Source organism: Streptosporangium nanhuense (assembly GCF_059358815.1).
In genome coordinates, this window is record NZ_JCADBG010000028.1 from 15,556 (window position 1) to 31,085 (window position 15,530).

Genomic DNA, 15,530 nt, shown 5'->3' on the forward strand with positions numbered 1-15,530 from the left:
CGGCGCTCACCACCGCCCGCCACAGGCTCCGGCACGCCATCCGCTCACCGCTCCACCCGGACGTCCCGCCACCCGTCGCGGGCTTTCCCGCTCCACCCGGACTCCCCGCCGAACGTCCCGCACCTCGCCTCTCCGCGCGGGAGCCCGCCGGACGAGGCCGCGTCTCACCCGCGTCTCACCCGCTCTCGCGCCAGCCCTCGTACTCCTCGGCCAGCGCCTCCAGGCGGGCCACGCCCTCCGGCGGCAGTGCCCCGGAGGGGTCCTCGACCACCACCAGCCACTGGGCGTCCTCGGCGTCGTCCTCGCCCGCGAGGGTCTCCCTGACCACCGCGGGCATGCCGATCACCGGGAACTCCCCGGCCACGGTCTCGGCGACCTCCTCGGCGTCGTCGCGCTCGGCGAACACCAGCAGGTGCCTCATCGCCCCCTCCCGGGGAAAGGCCCTTCTCCGCTCCGGGCGGGCGATCCGCCCTGAGCGACCGGCGGGTACGTCATCGTCGCCTCCTGAAGGAGAATCCACCCGAACCGCGAACGTCCCGGTTCATCCGGAACGCGAAATCCCGGCCCGGTACGGCGAAAGGGGCCCGGGACACGCCCCGGGCCCCTCGTGAACCGGTCAGACGCCGCGCAGCCGCGCCCCGGCGCGCTCCCCGGCGAGGGCCACGGCCGCGTCTCGGGCCGCGGTGGTCTCCTCCACGGTGAGCGTCCGGTCCGGCGCCCGGAAGCGCATCGAGTAGGCGAGGGACTTCTTGCCCTCGCCCGCCTGGGCGCCGGTGTAGACGTCGAACAGCCGGATCGACTCCAGCAGCGGGCCCGCGCCCTCGCGCAGCGCCGCCTCCACGGTGGCCACCGGGGTCGCCGCGTCGACGATGAGCGCGACGTCCTGACCCGCGACGGGGTACGCGGAGATCGCCGGGGCCTGCGGCGGACCCGCGGTGAGCGGCTCCAGCCGGGTCAGCTCCAGCTCCATCGCGCAGGTGCGCGGGGGCAGGCCGTACGCCTCGACGACGCGCGGGTGCAGCTCACCGGCGTGACCGACGAGCACGTCACCGGCGTACAGCGCGGCGCAGCGGCCCGGGTGCCAGGGCTCGTGCCGGTCGGCGCGGACGTCGAGGGTGACCCCGGCCTCGGCGGCCACCACCCTGGCCGCCTCGACGGCGTCCGCCCAACCGGCCGCGCGGCCCCTGCCCCACCAGCCGGACGGCTCGAACTCCCCGGCCAGCACCGCCCCGACCCGGAGCGGCTGGGCGGGCAGCGCGGACTCGATCGAGGCGAGCTCCTCCGGGGTCGGCCTGCGGTCGACGCCCAGCACGGGGGCGACGGCGGGCGCGTCGGACGAGGGCCGGTAGACCAGGCCCGCCTCGAACAGCGCCACGTCGCCGAAGCCCCGGCCCACGTTGCGGACCAGCGTCTTGAGCAGGCCGGGCAGCAGGGTCGTCCGCATCAGCGGCTCGTCCTCGCTGAGCGGGTTGGCCAGCCGCACGGCCAGGCGGCGCGCGTCGTCGGCGGGCAGCTGCAGGTTGTCGAAGTCGCGCTCCCCGTTGAACGGGTAGGCGAGGATCTCGACGTAGCCGGCGGCGGCGAGGGCGCGGCCGACCCGGCGGCGCAGGCGCTGGCTCTCGCTGAGGCCGGCGCCCGCGGGGGCGGCGGGCAGGATCGAGGGCAGGTTCTCGTAGCCCTCCAGCCTGATGACCTCCTCGGCGAGGTCGTTCGGGTCGGTCAGGTCGGGCCGCCACGAGGGCGGGGTGACCGCCAGCATGTCGTCACCGGTGACCGCGAGCCTCGCGGCGATCCCCGCGGAGGCGGGGTCGCCGGTGGCGGCGGTGCCGGCCACGGTGCCGCCCGTCGCCGGGACGGTCGCGGTGGTGCTCTCCACCGCGCAGCCGACCTGCTCCAGGCGGCGGATCACCGTCTCGCGGTCGTAGGCGGTGCCCGCGACCCGGCCGGGGTAGTCGCTCGGGATGGCGATGTGAACCGGCTCGACCTCCACCTCGGCGTGGGTGACGCCCGGCTGGATCGTGCCGCCGCCGAGCTCGGCCAGCAGTTGGGCCGCGCGCCAGGAGGCGTACAGCGGAAGCTCCCTGTCGACGCCCCGCTCGAAGCGCTTGGAGGCCTCGCTCACCAGGTTGTGCCGGCGCGACATGCGCGCGGTGCCGCTGGCGGAGAAGTGGGCCGCCTCGATCACGATGTCGGCGGAGGCGTCGGAGATCTCGGTGTGCAGGCCGCCCATGGTGCCGGCCATCGAGATCGCGCCCGACCCGTCGGTGATCAGGATGTCGTCCGGGTGGAGCTTGCGGACCACGTGGTCGAGCGTCTCCAGCGTCTCGCCCGGCTCGGCCCTGCGCACCACGATCTCGCCGGTCAGCTTGGCCGCGTCGAAGGCGTGCAGCGGCTGGCCCAGCTCCAGCATGACGTAGTTGGTGACGTCGACGGCGAGCGAGACCGGGCGCATGCCGGCGCGGGAGAGCCGCGCGCGCATCCACAGCGGGCTCGGCGCCGACGGGTCGAACCCGCGGATCTCGCGGAGCACGAAGCGGTCGCAGGCCGACGGGTCGGCGATCGAGGCCGGGTAGGACGGGCCCGCCGGGGCGGGCGGGGAGACGTCCGAGGGGTCGATGAACGCCGAGTCGAAGGCGGTGGCCGCCTCGCGGGCCACGCCCCGGATGGAGAGGGCGTAGCCGATGTCGGGGGTGATCTCCAGCTCGATCACGTCGTCGCGCAGGCCGAGCAGCTCGACCACGTCCGCGCCGATCGGGGTGCCGGCCGGCAGCACGAGGATGCCGGGCGAGGAGTCGGCCACGCCGAGCTCCGCCTCCGAGCAGATCATGCCGTCGGACAGACGCCCGTAGGTCTTGCGCGAGGCGATCTCGAACCCGCCGGGCAGCACGGCGCCGGGCAGCGCGACCGGGACGCGGTCGCCGGCCTCGAAGTTGGTCGCGCCGCAGACGATCTCGCGGGGCGCGGCCTCCCCCACCTCGACCTGGCAGTGGCGGATGGGCTTCTTGAACCCCTCCAGCGTCTCGATGGAGATCACCTCGCCCACGACGACGTTCTTGATGTCGTGGCCGTAGGAGATGACGGACTCGAGCTTGAGCCCGGCGGCGGTGAGCTTCTCGGCGATCTCGTGCGCCGTGACGGCGGGGAGATCGACGTACTCCCGCAGCCATGAAAGCGGGACCTTCATCAGACCTCCATTCCGAAGGGAAGGGTGAAGCGGACGTCTCCCTCGACCATGTCGCGCATGTCCTCGGCGTTGTGGCGGAACATCAGGGTGCGCTCGACGCCCATGCCGAAGGCGAAGCCGCTGTAGCGGGCGGGGTCGACGCCGCAGGCGATGAGCACCCGCGGGTTGACCATGCCGCAGCCGCCCCACTCGATCCAGCCCTCCGACTTGCAGGTGCGGCAGGGCGGGTTGCCGGGCACCGCGGAGGCGCCTCGGCAGACGAAGCACTTCAGGTCCATCTCGGCGGAGGGCTCGGTGAAGGGGAAGTAGTTGGGCCGGAACCGGGTGGTGATGCCCTCGCCGAACATGACCTCGGCGAACCGGTCGAGGGTGCCCTTGAGGTGGGCCATGGTCAGGCCCTCGTCGATCGCCAGGCCCTCGACCTGGTGGAAGACGGGGGTGTGGGTGGCGTCGAGCTCGTCGGTTCGGAACACCTTGCCCGGCGAGATCACGTAGACCGGGAGCTCCCTGCCGAGCAGTGCCCGGATCTGGACGGGAGAGGTCTGGGTGCGCAGCACCTTGCCGGAGTCGACGGACTCCACGAAGAAGGTGTCGTGCTCCGAGCGCGCCGGGTGGTCGGCGGAGATGTTCAGCGCGTCGAAGTTGAACCACTCCCCCTCCAGCTCGGGGCCCTCGGCCACCTCGTAGCCCATCGCGACGAAGGCGTCGGCGATGCGCTCCTGGAGGGTGGTCAGGGGGTGCCTGGCCCCGCGGGGGGCACGGGCGGAGGGCAGCGTGACGTCGACGGTCTCCTCGACGAGGACCCTCTCGTCACGCTCGGCCTCCAGCTGCGCCTGCCGCTCGGCGAGGGCGTCGGCGACCGCCTTGCGGGCGCCGCCGATGCGCTTGCCCGCCTCGGAGCGGGCCGCCGGGGGCAGGGCGCCGATCTCGCGGTTGGCCAGGGCGATCGGTGAGCGGTCACCGGCGTGCGCGAGGCGCACCTGCTTGAGTTCTTCGAGGTCGCGCGCCGCCTTGACGGCGTCGAGCGCGTCGGCCTGCATGCGCGCCATCTCGTCGGCGTGCAGCGGGGTCACCTCGACCGGGTCGTAGTTTGACAAGAGAGAGCTCCGAATCCAGGGCTTGAGCGGCCATGAGTCTAGTCGGATGAGCCCACCGGGCCGACATTCGCGATCAGGCGAAATCGGGGGTGCCGGTGGGCACCATAAATCGAAACTCGGCGCCGCCCTCGGGCCCGCGCTGCACGGAGATGGTGCCGCCGTGCGCCTCGATCAGCCCCTTGACGATGAACAGGCCGAGCCCGGTGCCGCCACGGCGGCGGGCGTTGCCCCGCCAGAACTGCCGGAAGACGCGCGTGACCAGCTCGGGCGGGATGCCCTCCCCCTGGTCGCGGACGGACACGGTCACTCCCCATTCGCTCGGCTCGACGACTATTGTCACCGTACCGCGCCCGTGACGCACCGCGTTTTCCATCAGGTTGGCGAGCACCTGGTCGATCTTGTCCTGGTCGAGCCAGGTCTCGGGCAGCTCGCCGCGCACCTGGAGCACGAAGCGGTCCTCCGGCTCGCCCGCCGCCACCCGTCCCGCGACGATCCTCGCGATCCTGGCCGGGATGTCGACCACCTGGCGGTGGATCTCCAGCCGCCCCGACTCGATGCGCGAGACGTCGAGCAGCTCGGTGATCAGCCGGGTCACCCGGTCGGCGTCGGCGTTGACGGTCTCCAGCATGACGAGCTTCTGGTCGTCGGTGAAGCGGGTCCACTTGGCCAGCAGGGTCGCGGTGAACCCCTTGACGCTGGTGAGCGGGGAGCGGAGCTCGTGGGCGACCGTGGAGACCAGGTCGGCGCGGCTGCGTTCCAGGCGGGCGCGGGCCCCGGCGTCGCGCAACGTGATGACCACCCGGACGACCTCCCCGCCCCGCCGGGGCTCGCGCACCAGCCGGGCGGCCACCAGCAACTCCTGGCCGCCGGGGGTGCGCAGCGGCAGCTCGGGCTGGCGGGCGCGGCTGGAGAGCCCGCCGTAGGTGTCGAGCCACTTCCACCAGTCGCGCCCGTCGTGGTCGCGGAAGGAGAACACGTCGCGCAGGTGCCGCCCCGCGGCCCGCTCGCGGGTGACTCCGGTCAGCAGGGCGGCGGCCCGGTTGACGGTGAGCACGTGGCCGTCGCCGTCGGTCACCACGAGACCGTCGGGAAGCTCGTCGACGTCGATCACGGAAACGGAATCGGTGCTCCGCTCGCCGGTGTGTTCGCCGTGCACGACCCCGCCTCCTCGACGCTACATGGCCGACAATAGCGGGTTTCCCGCACCGTACGGCAGCCTCGCCGGGCGGGGAGCCTCACGCGGAGCCGGCACCGGTGCGCTGAGACCGGGCAGATGCGTACAGACAGACCGCGGCGGCGGTCGCGAGGTTCAGGCTCTCGGCCCGCCCGTGGATGGGAACCCGGACGACCTCGTCGGCCAGCTTCAGGATCTCCTCGGGAAGCCCCCACGCCTCGTTGCCGAAGATCCAGGCGGTCGGTCCGGACAAATCCACGTCGTCCAGGGTCTGCTTCCCCGCGCCGTCGGCGGCGAGCACCCGCAGCCCCGCCCCCTTGAGGTGCTCCACGGCCCGCGCCACCGGGACGCCCGTGGTGACCGGGAGATGGAACAGGCTGCCGGCGCTGGCCCGCACGCACTTGCCGTTGTAGGGATCGACCGAGGCGTCGGTGAAGACGACGGAGTCGGCGCCCGCGGCGTCGGCCGTGCGCAGCACGGTGCCCGCGTTGCCGGGGTCGCGGACGTGGGCCAGCACCGCCACCAGCTTGGAGCCGGGGACGACGGAGGCGTCCAGCGGCACGTGCACGAAGCGGCACACGGCCAGCAGCCCCTGGGGGGTGACGGTCTGGGCCAGCTCGGCCATGACCTCGCCGCTGGCCCGGAAGAGCGGCACCCCGGCGGCGGTGGCGGCGGTGACGACGTCGGCGTGGCGCAGCTCGGCCTCGGCCGTGGCGAACAGCTCCACCACCACGCCGTCCAGCGCCAGCGCCTCGCGGACCGCCTGCGGCCCCTCCGCCAGGAAGGAACGGTCGCGGTCCCTGAAGGCCCGCTTCGTCAGCCTGCGCGCGGCCTTGACCCGCGGCGACTTGATGTTGGTCAGCTCAGACCCGGCCATGCCCGTCCCCCAAGAACCCCAAGAATGCGAATGCGGCCCGCAGCGTGATCGCTGCGGGCCGCATGGTCGTCAGTGCCTCGCTCAGCCGGCGACCGGCGCGTTCACGTCGGCCGGGAGCGCCTTCTTGGCGGCCTCGACCAGCGTCGCGAACGTGGCGGCGTCGTTGACCGCGAGGTCGGCGAGGATCTTGCGGTCGACCTCGATGGAGGCGAGCCGCAGGCCCTGGATGAGCCTGTTGTAGGTGATGCCGTTCTGGCGGGCAGCGGCGTTGATGCGCTGGATCCAGAGACGGCGGAAGGTGCCCTTGCGGTCCTTGCGGTCGCGGTAGGCGTACGTCATCGAGTGGAGCATCTGCTCCTTGGCCTTGCGGTACAGCCTGGATCGCTGACCCCGGTAGCCCTTCGCCCGCTCGAGAACGACCTTGCGCTTCTTCTTGGCGTTGATCGCCCGCTTCACGCGTGCCATGTGTATCTATCTCCCCGGGGGCGGTTACTTAGCGAGCAGCTTCTTGATCTTCTTGGAGTCGGCGTCGGAGAGCACGACCTCGGGCTTGAGACGACGCGTCAAGGTGGACGGCTTGTGCTCGTTGTAGTGCGCACGGTTGGCGCGACGGCGCACAAGCTTGCCGGAACCCGTGAGCCTGAACCGCTTCTTCGCACCGCTGTGCGTCTTCATCTTCGGCATCTCAGCCGTCTCTCCCTCGATCGTGCCGATGTCCCGGGCCGGTAACCCAAGTCAAGGGCGTGCCTGACTACGAGACCGGACCCGGTCTCGGACTGATCTCGCGACTACCTGACGATCCAGGCTATGCGAGTTACTCCTGCGGAGCCGCCACCGCTCCGCTGACGGACACCTCGTCGTCGACGCGCGTCTCGTCCGCGGCCGGTGACCCGTCACCAGGAGCGTTCTCGTCATGCCGCGCCTTGGCCGCCGCCTTCTCGGCCTTGGCCTCGGCCTTCTTCTTGTGCGGGCCGATCACCATGATCATGTTTCGACCGTCCTGCTTGGGCTGGGACTCGACGAAGCCGAGCTCCGTCACGTCCTCCGCCAGCCGCTGCAGGAGCCGGAAGCCCAGCTCGGGCCGGGACTGCTCCCGGCCGCGGAACATGATGGTGACCTTGACCTTGTCGCCGGCCTTGAGGAACCGCACCACGTGACCCTTCTTGGTCTCGTAGTCGTGCGGGTCGATCTTCGGCCGAAGCTTGATCTCCTTGATGATGGTGTACGCCTGGTTACGGCGCGCCTCGCGTGCCTTCATCGCGGACTCGTACTTGAACTTGCCGTAGTCCATGAGCTTGCACACCGGCGGGCGGGCCGTTGCCGCGACCTCGACCAGGTCGAGGTCGGATTCTTGAGCCAGCTTCAAGGCATCGCCGATGGAGACGATGCCCACCTGCTCGCCGTTCGGGCCGACGAGGCGGACCTCGGGCACGCGAATGCGGTCATTGATGCGGGGCTCGGCGCTGATGGGGCCTCCTAGGTTGCGATCCGCGGCCATCCTGGAGGAGGCCGCAACATGCTCGATCGTGCCGGGAGGTCGTAGAACGCGCACCCTGTTGAGGGCGCTCGAACGCAAGATGCCCCGCACGTCACGCATGCGGGGCCACAAGAACTCGAAGGCTTGACGCCGTAAGCTCCCCGGGGACCTAACCCCGGTTGTGATCCTGACCTGTCAGCCTTGCGGCCGACGAGGTGGGAGGACGACCTCCGCTTGCGCGTCCAGCAGGCACGCCGGACCGATCGAGTCGTTACTCTACCACAACAGCGCGTTCACACAGAATCATCCCGGCGCCGGACCAGGATCACTCCGCCGGGGCCGCGCGCCTGACGATCTCGGCCTTCCCCGCCTCGCGCATCGCCTCCACCGGCACGTCCGCGCGGCCGGTCATCATCTCGACCTGCCGGACCGCCTGGTGCAGGAGCATCGGGAAGCCGCCGACGACGATCCCGCCCCGCTCGGCCACGGCCGCGGCCGGCCGGGTGGGCCAGGGCGCGTAGATCACGTCGAAGAGGGCCGGCACGCCCGCCAGCGTCCCGGCGAAGTCGTCGGCCGCCCCGGAGGGCAGGGTCGAGACGACCAGGTCGACCTCCAGCGCGGTGTCGAGCTTGTCGAGGGTCCGCACCGACAGGTCCATGCCCAGCCGCTCGGCGACCTCCACGGTCTCCCCCGCCCTGGCGGGGTCGCGGACCACGAGGATCGCCTCGCCGAGGCCGAGTTCGCGCAGGGCGGCCAGCGCGGAGGCCGCCGTGGCCCCGCCGCCGAGGACGGTCGCCGCCCGCGGCGGGGCCACGCCCGCCTCGGCGAGCGCCCGGACGATGCCGTACACGTCGGTGTTGTCGCCGTGCCGGGCGCCGTCGCGCAGGATCACCGTGTTGACCCCGCCCACCTGGACCGCGAGCTCGGAGACGGTGTCGAGCAGCGGCATCACCGCCCGTTTGAGCGGCATCGTGAGCGACAGGCCGGCCCAGTCACCGTCCAGCCCGGCGAGGAGGCCGGCGAGACCGGCCTCGTCGCACTCGATCGCCTCGTAGTGCCAGTCGTACAGCCCCATGCCCCGGTGGGCGGCGCGGTGCAGGTGCGGGGAGAGCGAGTGGACGATCGGAGATCCCAGGACCGCCGCCCTCAGCACCCGTTCACCTTGTTCCTCTCGTACTCCTGCTTGAGCACGAGGAAGTCGGACTCCACCGAGGCGAACTTGGTGATGCGCTTGCCCGGGCAGGTGGTCACGAACCAGATCCAGTCGCCCCTGGTGGGGTTGAGCGCCGCCTGGATGGCGTCGTCGCCCGGGTTGGCGATCGGGCCGGGGGGCAGCCCCATGTGCTCGTAGGTGTTGTACGGCGATTTGCTCTCGAGGTCCTTGTGAGTGGCCTCGATGCCGTACTTGTTCAGCGCGTACATCACCGTGCTGTCCATCGCCAGCTCGCGGGGCGGGTTGCCGTCGAGCCGGTTGTAGATGACGCGGGCCACCTTGCCCATGTCCTCCTCGGTGCCCGACTCCGCCTGGACGATGCTGGCGATCGTCATGATCTCGTGCGGGGTGTGCCCGAGGGCCTTGGCCTTGCTCTGGAGATCGTCCTTGTCGGCGGTCTCGTTGAAGCGGTCGACCATCTTGGTCAGGATCTCCGAGGCCGTCATCTTGGGCGTGATCTCGTAGGTGGCCGGGAAGGCGTAGCCCTCCAGCTTGCCCCTGGCGTAGGGGGGCAGGCCGAGCTCCCGGACGTTCCTGGCGGCCTGCTGGAACTCCCGCAGCGGCTTGCCCGTCTGCTTGGAGAGCTGCTTGAGGGTGTCGGCCAGGCGCAGCCCCTCCTTGAGGGTGACCTTCTCGTGCAGCCGCTTGTCCGGGTCGAGGAGCTTGACGGCCTCGGCGGCCGACATCTGCTTGCGCATGGTGTACTCGCCCGGCTGCAGGGAGGCGCTCTTGCCCGCCGCGCCGACGGCGTTGACGAAGGCCTTGACGCTCTTCACCACGTCCTGCTCCTGCAGGGTCTGCGCGATTTCGGAGGCGCTCTGGCCGTCCTTGATCTCCACGACGATCTCGCCGGACCCCTGGCCGGTGTAGTCGTCGGGGGTCATCACGTCCTGGACCCAGGTGTAGCCGTAGAAGCCGGCGGCGCCGACGCCGCCGATCAGGACGATGATCGCGAGCATGGGGGCGAGGAAGCCGCCCCGGTTGCGGCGGCGCTTCCTGCGGCGGCCGCGCCGGCCGCCGGAGTCTCGGCCCGGGGACGTGTTTGCTCCTCGGCGCGACCGACCTTCGTCGTCGGAACCGACCAGGAAGTCCATATCGAGATCGTTCATAGCGTCGCTGGCCAATCTCCCGCTAGAGACGGCCTGGCGTCAAGCGGGTGTGCCGAACCGAAGAAGGACACCCGGCCGGACGTCCCGGTGCTCCGGGAGCCGTCGTCCGAACCACGGGTGCGGGTCGCCGCCTGCGGCGGAACGGGAGGTATTCCGCCGGGCATCAACGCTTCCCGAGGTATCTGTTCAGCTCTTCCCGGTATCTCACAAACTCACTCTCTTTGTCAGTGAATTTCGTGATTCTATGCTCCGGACTGGTAGTGACAAACCAGAACCAATCACCTTGGTCTGGCTGGAGTGCCGCGATCAGCGCCTTCTCCCCGGGGTTCGCGATGGGTCCGGGCGGCAGGCCACGTTTGAGGTAGGTGTTGTACGGAGACCTCACCTCGGTGTCCCTTTCGGAGACCTCCAGGGTCCTGCGCCCCTGGGCGTACAGCACCGTGGTGTCCAGCTGGAGCGGCGTCCGTGCCCTGATCCGGTTGTAGATCACTCTAGCGATCTTCGGGTAGTCACGGTCCCGCCCGCCCTCCGCCTGGACGATGCTCGCCACCGTGACGGCCTCCCGGGGCGACAGTCCTTTCTTCGCGGCCCGTTCCTCGAGGTTTAGCTGGGCCGCCATCTGCTTGTAACGTTCCACCATCGCGGCGAGCAGGGCAAGGGCGGTCGTGCCCGGCTCGATCTCGTAGGTGGCGGGGAACAGGAAGCCCTCGGCGCCCCTGGCGTACCGGGGCAGGCCCAGCGCCCGCCCGTCGGCCGCGGCCCCGGCCAGGTCGGCCCGGCGCATGCCGGTCTCCCCGGCGAGGCGGTCGAGCAGTTCGGACAGGCGGAGCCCCTCGGGAACGGTGACCGTGCGGATCACCCGCGACTCGGGCGCCACCAGCATGCCCAGCGCCGACAGGGCGTCCATGCCCTTTTTGAGCCTGAAGCGGCCGGGGGGCAGGCTGCCCGTCCTGGCCTGCTCCTTCGCCACCGCGACGAACGCCCTGGCGCTGGCCACCACCCCCGCGTCGGCCAGCACCAGCCCGATCTGGGCGGCGCTCGCCCCCTTGGGGATCTCCACGACGACCGATCCCGACCCCGGTCCCTCGAAGTCGGCGGGCGTGAGGTAGGAGCGGACGACGACGAGCCCGGCCGTCCCCGTGGCGACGGCGAGCACGGACGTCCCGGTCACCAGCAGCCACAGCGGCCGCAGACGGCTCACCGGACGGTCCCGCCACCCGGCCTCTCCGCGTTCCCCCCGCCCGGGGAAGGCCCGGCGAGGACGCCGGGAGGCCTGCCGGTGGCGCGCTCGGCGTCCAGCGCGGCCTGGAGCAGCACGATGGCCGCGGCCTGGTCCACCACGCCGCGCTGGTTCTTCGCCTTCACCCCGCTGGCCCTCAGGCCCTGCTGGGCGGTGACGGTGGTCAGCCGCTCGTCGAACAGCCGCACCGGGACGGGTGCCAGCCGCAGCGAGATCCGGTTCGCGAAGTCGCGGGCGGCCTCCGCCGCCTGCCCCTCGCGCCCGGAGAGCGAGGTCGGCAGGCCGACCACCACCTCGACGACCTCGTACTCGGCCGCGATCTCCGCGAGCCGGTCGAGGTCGCCCTTGCCGCGCCGGACGGTCTCCACCGGTGTGGCCAGCAACCCCGAGGGGTCGCTGCGGGCCACACCGATGCGGACCGAGCCGACGTCGACGCCCAGCCGAATGCCGTTTCTCATCGTTCCCGTCTCCGCCGGCGCGCCGGACGCGGCGCGCGGGCGTCGTTCCTCGTCAGGTGAGCGTCTGCGCGATCGCCTGCTCGACGGCGGCGAGAGCCTCGCCGATCGCCTCGGGACGCACACCGCCTCCCTGAGCGACGTCATCCTTGCCGCCACCGCCACCTCCGAGAGCCTTCGCGGCGACGCCGACCAGGCGGCCCGCCTTCAGGCCACGGCCGCGTCCCGCCTCGTTGACCGCGGCCACCACGACCGGCCGGTCGCCGGGGACACCGGCGACGACGACCACCGCGGCGCGATCACCCGGGAACCGGCCGCGCACGTCAAGCGCGAGCTTACGCAGGTCGTCGGGGGAGGTGCCATCAGGCGCGCGGTGTGTCACGACGGACACTCCGTGCAGGTCGGCGGCGCTTTCCGCCATCTGCCCGGCGCCGGCGAGCACCTGGGCCGAGCGCAGCGCGCCCAGCTCCTTCTCCGCGGTGCGCAGCCGGGTGACGATGCCCTCGATGCGCTCGGGCAGCTCCTCCCTGCGGGCCTTGAGCTGCTCCGACAGCTGGGCGACGAGCACGCTCTCCCTGGCCAGGAAGCGGAAGGCGTCGAGGCCGACGAGGGCCTCCACCCGGCGCACGCCGGCGCCGATCGAGGCCTCGCCGAGCACCTTGACCAGGCCCAGCTGCCCGGAGCTGGCGACGTGGGTGCCGCCGCAGAGCTCGCGGGAGTATTCGCCGACCTCGACGATGCGGACGGTGTCGCCGTACTTCTCGCCGAACAGGGCCAGCGCGCCCATCGCGCGGGCCTCCGCCTGGGAGGTGTGGAAGGCGTTGACCCGCAGGTCGTTGATGAGGACGGCGTTGACCTCGTCCTCGACGTCGCGCAGCACGCTGGGCGGCACGGCGCCGGCGGCGGTGAAGTCGAAGCGGAAGCGGCCCGGCGAGTTCTCCGAACCGGCCTGCGCCGCGGTCTCGCCCAGCGCGTTGCGGAAGCCGCGGTGCACCAGGTGGGTGGCGGTGTGGCTGCGGGAGATGGCCCGGCGCCGCTCGACGTCGATCTCGGCCTGAGCCTGGTCGCCCACCCTGATCTCCCCGGAGCGGACCTTGCCCCGGTGCACGACGACCCCGGGGACCGGGGACTGCACGTCCACGATCTCCACCTCGGCCCCGCCGGTGCGGATGACGCCCTGGTCGGAGAGCTGGCCGCCGCCCTCGGCGTAGAAGGGGGTGCGGCCCAGCACGACCTCGACCGACGTGCCCGCGCCCGCGGCGGGCACGGAGGCGCCATCGACGAGGAGGCCGACGACCTCGGCCTCGGCCGTCACGTGGTCGTAGCCGAGGAACTCGACCTTGCCGGTCTTCTCCAGGAGCGTGCCGAAGATCGAGATGTCGGCGTTGCCGGTCTTCTTGGAGGCGGCGTCGGCCTTGGCGAGGTCCTTCTGCTCCTTCATCAGCCGGCGGAAGCCCTCCTCGTCGACCTGCAGCCCCTGCTCGGAGGCCATCTCCAGGGTGAGGTCGATCGGGAAGCCGTAGGTGTCGTGGAGCTGGAAGGCCTGGGCCGCGGCGAGCGTGGCCTGCCCCTTGCGCTTGGTCTCCTCGGCCGCCACGTCGAAGATCGCGCTGCCGGTGCGGAGGGTGCGCAGGAAGGACTCCTCCTCGGCGTCGATGACGCCGTGGATCTGCGGGGCGTCGGCCCGAAGCTCCTCGTACTGCTCGCCCATCACGTCGACGGTCACGCCGGTGAGCTCGTGCATGTAGCGCTCCTCGCCCGCGCCCAGCAGGCGCAGGTTGCGGATGGCGCGGCGCAGGATGCGGCGCAGCACGTAGCCCCTGCCCTCGTTGGAGGGCAGCACCCCGTCGGCGACGAGCATGACGCCGGTCCTGACGTGGTCGGCGACCACCCGCAGCGACACGTCGGCGCGCTCGTCGCGGCCGTAGCGCGTCTTGGTGAGGTCGGCGGCCCGGTCGAGGATCTTGTACGTGGTGTCGATCTCGTAGATGTTGTCGACGCCCTGCAGGATCGCCGCCATGCGCTCCAGGCCCATGCCCGTGTCGACGCTCTTGGCGGGCAGCTCACCGGCGATGTCGAAGTCGATCTTGCTGCGTACCGCGCTGAGCTGGTACTGCATGAAGACGTTGTTCCACACCTCGAGGTAGCGGTTCTCGTCGACGACCGGGCCGCCGTCGCGCCCGTACTCGGGGCCGCGGTCGTAGTAGATCTCGCTGCAGGGGCCGCCGGGGCCCGGCACGCCCATGTGCCAGTAGTTGTCGGCCAGGTCGCGGCGCTGGATGCGCTCCTGCGGCACCCCGGCCTTGCGCCAGATGTCGGCGGCCTCGTCGTCGTCGAGGTAGACGGTGGCCCAGAGGCGCTCCTCGGGGAAGCCGAACCCTCCCTCGGACTCGGGCCTGGTCAGCAGCTCCCAGGCGAACGGGATCGCCTGCTCCTTGAAGTAGTCGCCGAAGGAGAAGTTGCCGAGCATCTGGAAGAAGCTGGCGTGCCTGGTCGTCTTGCCGACCTCGTCGATGTCGAGGGTCCGCACGACCTTCTGCGCGCTGGCGGCCCGCTTGTAGGGCGGCTTCTGCTGGCCCAGGAAGTAGGGCTTGAAGGGGACCATGCCCGCGTTGACTAAAAGCAGCGTCGGGTCCTCGGCGATGAGGCTGGCCGAGGGCACAACGGTGTGCCCACGCTCCTCGAAGAAGCGCAGGAAGCGGCGGGCGATCTCTGCCGACTCCATGTCAGCGGCCATCCTTTACGTTGGAGTGATAGGGGTTTTCCACGGTGTCGAGCCCGAACCTGGACCGCAACTCGATTTCCCGCTCGGCCGCGCCCCGCAGGGCGTCGGCGGCGAGGTCGCGCGCCTGTCCCAGGGCGCCGGCGGCGTTGTGCGCGGCCCTTCTGGCCAGGTGGTTCGGGTGCAGTGCCTGAAGCTTACGCATGACCCACACCGCGCCGAACGCGCCCAGGCCCATGTAGAAAAGCCTGCGGATCATCGCGGGCGCCTCTCCAGCTCCGGCGCGGCGGCCCTGGGCCGCCTGCGGGTGCCCAGGGCCCTGCGGACGCCGTGGGTGAGGGCCGCGACTTTGATCATCGGCCCGGTGACCAGGTTCTGGGTGACGTCGCTGACCCTGGCCACGTGCCCGCTGACCTGCTTGACGTCCTTGGTGATGGCCTCGATGGCGACCAGTTGCCGGTTGGTCTCGCCGACGGCGGCCGAGACGTCCTCGAGCAGCGGCACGACGCGGTCGCCCAGCTGGGAGACCATCTTGGTGGTCTCGGTGAGCAGCCGGGCCAGCCTGACCATGACGACGGCCGTGAAGGAGACCAGGATCGCCCAGGCCATCGCGGCGATCAGCCACGCGACCTCTCCTGCGGTAAGCATCTGCGGACCCGCTCCCCTCATAGGTTCATAGGTGACCCCGGCCATGGTCGGGCGGATTGGCAAAACCCTATCGTGCCCGATACCACTCATCCCCGCTTACCGCGCTCCCCGGGGCGCGGGCCCCCGGGATCGTCGCGGGCCTCCGGGCGTGTCCGGCTGTCCGGGCCCGGAGACCGCGAACTCGCGCGCCGCGGCCACGCCGAGCAGCAGCGGCACGGCGAGCGCCTGGACGAGGAAGCCGAGCACCCAGCCCGGCTGCCGCCGGACCCCGGTCAGCGCGACGGGCAGGACCACTCCCAGGCCCCCGCGAGGACGACCTGCATCAGGGAGCGGG

General features: G+C 71.5%; 16 protein-coding genes. All 16 read right to left on the reverse strand.

Annotated features, from left to right (window positions below; translation table 11 throughout):
• Window positions 1-175: 175 nt before the first annotated feature.
• Entirely contained in the window at window positions 176-421 is a 246-nt protein-coding gene (locus AC5L38_RS37560; protein ID WP_495247570.1) for a hypothetical protein, read from the reverse strand.
• A 195-nt stretch (window positions 422-616) separates the two neighbouring features.
• Window positions 617-3,184 (reverse strand): phenylalanine--tRNA ligase subunit beta, encoded by a 2,568-nt coding sequence (locus tag AC5L38_RS37565; RefSeq protein ID WP_495247571.1) that lies wholly within the window; start codon window positions 3,182-3,184, stop codon window positions 617-619.
• On the reverse strand, window positions 3,184-4,233 hold the full coding sequence (gene pheS, locus AC5L38_RS37570; protein WP_389923974.1) for a phenylalanine--tRNA ligase subunit alpha: 1,050 nt from the start codon (window positions 4,231-4,233) through the stop codon (window positions 3,184-3,186). Before pheS ends, AC5L38_RS37565 begins: the two co-directional genes overlap by 1 nt.
• A gap of 121 nt (window positions 4,234-4,354) precedes the next feature.
• The gene (locus AC5L38_RS37575; protein WP_495247572.1) at window positions 4,355-5,437 is read right to left on the reverse strand and encodes a sensor histidine kinase; all 1,083 of its coding nucleotides are present in this window, start codon (window positions 5,435-5,437) and stop codon (window positions 4,355-4,357) included.
• A gap of 79 nt (window positions 5,438-5,516) precedes the next feature.
• Entirely contained in the window at window positions 5,517-6,332 is an 816-nt protein-coding gene (locus AC5L38_RS37580) for a TrmH family RNA methyltransferase (protein ID WP_495247573.1), read from the reverse strand.
• A gap of 81 nt (window positions 6,333-6,413) precedes the next feature.
• Window positions 6,414-6,797: a 50S ribosomal protein L20 gene (rplT, locus tag AC5L38_RS37585; protein ID WP_012892552.1), complete on the reverse strand. Its 384-nt coding sequence runs from the start codon at window positions 6,795-6,797 to the stop codon at window positions 6,414-6,416.
• 24 nt (window positions 6,798-6,821) lie between these two features.
• Window positions 6,822-7,016, reverse strand: a complete 195-nt coding sequence (gene rpmI / locus AC5L38_RS37590) for a 50S ribosomal protein L35 (protein ID WP_030920046.1) — start codon at window positions 7,014-7,016, stop codon at window positions 6,822-6,824.
• Between the two features lie 130 nt (window positions 7,017-7,146).
• Window positions 7,147-7,764, reverse strand: coding sequence for a translation initiation factor IF-3 (gene infC, locus AC5L38_RS37595; protein ID WP_495247574.1), 618 nt, complete (start codon window positions 7,762-7,764; stop codon window positions 7,147-7,149).
• A 370-nt stretch (window positions 7,765-8,134) separates the two neighbouring features.
• Window positions 8,135-8,959: a shikimate dehydrogenase gene (locus tag AC5L38_RS37600; protein ID WP_495247638.1), complete on the reverse strand. Its 825-nt coding sequence runs from the start codon at window positions 8,957-8,959 to the stop codon at window positions 8,135-8,137.
• A complete protein-coding gene (mltG, locus tag AC5L38_RS37605; protein WP_495247575.1) occupies window positions 8,956-10,131 on the reverse strand; it encodes an endolytic transglycosylase MltG in 1,176 nt (391 codons plus the stop codon). Before mltG (AC5L38_RS37605) ends, AC5L38_RS37600 begins: the two co-directional genes overlap by 4 nt.
• A gap of 163 nt (window positions 10,132-10,294) precedes the next feature.
• Window positions 10,295-11,332: an endolytic transglycosylase MltG gene (mltG, locus tag AC5L38_RS37610; protein WP_495247576.1), complete on the reverse strand. Its 1,038-nt coding sequence runs from the start codon at window positions 11,330-11,332 to the stop codon at window positions 10,295-10,297.
• The gene (gene ruvX, locus AC5L38_RS37615) at window positions 11,329-11,829 is read right to left on the reverse strand and encodes a Holliday junction resolvase RuvX (RefSeq protein WP_495247577.1); all 501 of its coding nucleotides are present in this window, start codon (window positions 11,827-11,829) and stop codon (window positions 11,329-11,331) included. Before ruvX ends, mltG (AC5L38_RS37610) begins: the two co-directional genes overlap by 4 nt.
• Window positions 11,830-11,881: 52 nt before the next feature.
• Window positions 11,882-14,551, reverse strand: coding sequence for an alanine--tRNA ligase (gene alaS / locus AC5L38_RS37620; protein WP_495247578.1), 2,670 nt, complete (start codon window positions 14,549-14,551; stop codon window positions 11,882-11,884).
• Window position 14,552: 1 nt separating this feature from the next.
• A complete protein-coding gene (locus tag AC5L38_RS37625; RefSeq protein ID WP_495247579.1) occupies window positions 14,553-14,807 on the reverse strand; it encodes a hypothetical protein in 255 nt (84 codons plus the stop codon).
• A complete protein-coding gene (locus tag AC5L38_RS37630) occupies window positions 14,804-15,196 on the reverse strand; it encodes a DUF948 domain-containing protein (RefSeq protein ID WP_495247580.1) in 393 nt (130 codons plus the stop codon). The genes AC5L38_RS37625 and AC5L38_RS37630 overlap by 4 nt, the downstream gene beginning before the upstream one ends.
• A gap of 96 nt (window positions 15,197-15,292) precedes the next feature.
• Entirely contained in the window at window positions 15,293-15,490 is a 198-nt protein-coding gene (locus AC5L38_RS37635) for a hypothetical protein (protein WP_495247581.1), read from the reverse strand.
• Window positions 15,491-15,530 lie beyond the last annotated feature (40 nt).

What these genes read in the sequence shown, in the direction of transcription:
- AC5L38_RS37560 (WP_495247570.1), bottom strand. Translation starts at nt 421, where the DNA reads ATGAGGCACCTGCTGGTGTTCGCCGAGCGCGACGACGCCGAGGAGGTC.
- AC5L38_RS37565 (WP_495247571.1), bottom strand. Translation starts at nt 3,184, where the DNA reads ATGAAGGTCCCGCTTTCATGGCTGCGGGAGTACGTCGATCTCCCCGCC.
- pheS (WP_389923974.1), bottom strand. Translation starts at nt 4,233, where the DNA reads ATGGCGCGCATGCAGGCCGACGCGCTCGACGCCGTCAAGGCGGCGCGC.
- AC5L38_RS37580 (WP_495247573.1), bottom strand. Translation starts at nt 6,332, where the DNA reads ATGGCCGGGTCTGAGCTGACCAACATCAAGTCGCCGCGGGTCAAGGCC.
- rplT (WP_012892552.1), bottom strand. Translation starts at nt 6,797, where the DNA reads ATGGCACGCGTGAAGCGGGCGATCAACGCCAAGAAGAAGCGCAAGGTC.
- rpmI (WP_030920046.1), bottom strand. Translation starts at nt 7,016, where the DNA reads ATGCCGAAGATGAAGACGCACAGCGGTGCGAAGAAGCGGTTCAGGCTC.
- mltG (WP_495247575.1), bottom strand. Translation starts at nt 10,131, where the DNA reads ATGAACGATCTCGATATGGACTTCCTGGTCGGTTCCGACGACGAAGGT.
- ruvX (WP_495247577.1), bottom strand. Translation starts at nt 11,829, where the DNA reads ATGAGAAACGGCATTCGGCTGGGCGTCGACGTCGGCTCGGTCCGCATC.
- alaS (WP_495247578.1), bottom strand. Translation starts at nt 14,551, where the DNA reads ATGGAGTCGGCAGAGATCGCCCGCCGCTTCCTGCGCTTCTTCGAGGAG.
- AC5L38_RS37625 (WP_495247579.1), bottom strand. Translation starts at nt 14,807, where the DNA reads ATGATCCGCAGGCTTTTCTACATGGGCCTGGGCGCGTTCGGCGCGGTG.
- AC5L38_RS37630 (WP_495247580.1), bottom strand. Translation starts at nt 15,196, where the DNA reads ATGCTTACCGCAGGAGAGGTCGCGTGGCTGATCGCCGCGATGGCCTGG.